Annotated in this window: 2 protein-coding genes; both read right to left on the bottom strand. The window is 33.7% G+C overall.

Translation table 11 applies throughout. The features are described 5' to 3' along the window. Positions 1-126: 126 nt before the first annotated feature. Positions 127-717, bottom strand: coding sequence for a multidrug ABC transporter permease (locus CP355_RS09940; RefSeq protein WP_233187043.1), 591 nt, complete (start codon positions 715-717; stop codon positions 127-129). A gap of 158 nt (positions 718-875) precedes the next feature. Further along, positions 876-1199, bottom strand: a 324-nt coding sequence (locus tag CP355_RS09945) for an AAA family ATPase (protein ID WP_233185892.1), incomplete at its 5' end; no start/stop codon positions are given.

The raw sequence follows: 1199 nt of genomic DNA on the forward strand, positions 1-1199 counted from the left end.
ATTGATTGCTGTATTGTAGATCAATTAATACCAATAACAAAAGATTAATAATAGGCAAAATTAAAAAATAAACAAATCGTGTTTTCCAATTTGCCAAAAATGAAAGTGAGGAAAATTGTGTTGCCATTAGATTATCTTCAACGTTCCTTTCTCTCGCGCTAAATCATTAATTTTTCTAACCATAACTAAAATTAACAATATCCAGATCAGCATACTGCAGATATAGGCCAAAATATTGGTCATATTCCCTGAATAAAGCAAAACCCTAACTGGCATAGTCATTGGCAAAAAATATTGTGATACTTCCATCAATGGTAGAGAAATCACTCTATTACCAAATAATCCTGTTAATAGTAAAATTGGAATATTAATCAACGCTTCGTAGACTAACGCGTTAGGAGTTAAGGTGAAGAAAGCCGCGATTAAAATATCCATTGTAGCTGCAGCAATCCAAAGCAAGATAACTATCCCAATGAATTTTAAATCAATTGTGCCCGTTGCTACTGAGAAGATTTTTGCTAAAAGAAATGACAAAGGAAAAGCAAGCAGGCCATAACTCGAAGCTGGTAAAAGAAGAGCAATCAAGGATGCTCGCTCATCATAGCGCGTGTTAATAATATAAGGAAGTGTTCCTTGAAAACGCTGATATCCTATACTTCCTGCAGCGGTAGTACATGAAGCCCATAAACCAAATACTGCACTTCTTATCCAGACCATTGGATCATTTAACCCATGATTAGCGTAAGCAATTGTGTACTGTAAAACGAAAATACTAACTGTACTAGTTATTGTCAACCAAAAGAAATACTGATTAGATATGTACAGCTTAAATTGAAACCAAAAAAGTCTTAAAAACCTCATTAATTCATCCCTTATTATTCTCTTCTAAGTTGTGGTGCTAAGGCAAGGTATGATTCTTCAAGTGTTGCTGGTCTATCAATTCGTTTAACTTTAGACAATTTCACAATATCTTGAACTGTACCTTTTGCGTGAACTTTGCCTGCACCTAATAAAACAATTTGATCTGCTAATGCTTCAACTTCTGACATCATGTGACTAGTTAACAAAATACTAATGTCATTTTGTGCTAAATTCTTAACTACATTTCTGATATTAGTAGCAATTTCTACATCTAAGCCATCAGTAGGTTCATCTAATAATAATAATTTAGGATTTCCTAGAAGTGCACGTGCAATGTG

This window comes from Lactobacillus sp. UMNPBX4 (assembly GCF_002554115.1).
In the GTDB taxonomy this organism is placed as follows: domain Bacteria; phylum Bacillota; class Bacilli; order Lactobacillales; family Lactobacillaceae; genus Lactobacillus; species Lactobacillus gallinarum.

Bases quoted from the DNA above. Each gene is read 5' to 3' on its own strand.
- CP355_RS09940 (WP_233187043.1), bottom strand. From the start codon at position 717: ATGGTCTGGATAAGAAGTGCAGTATTTGGTTTATGGGCTTCATGTACT.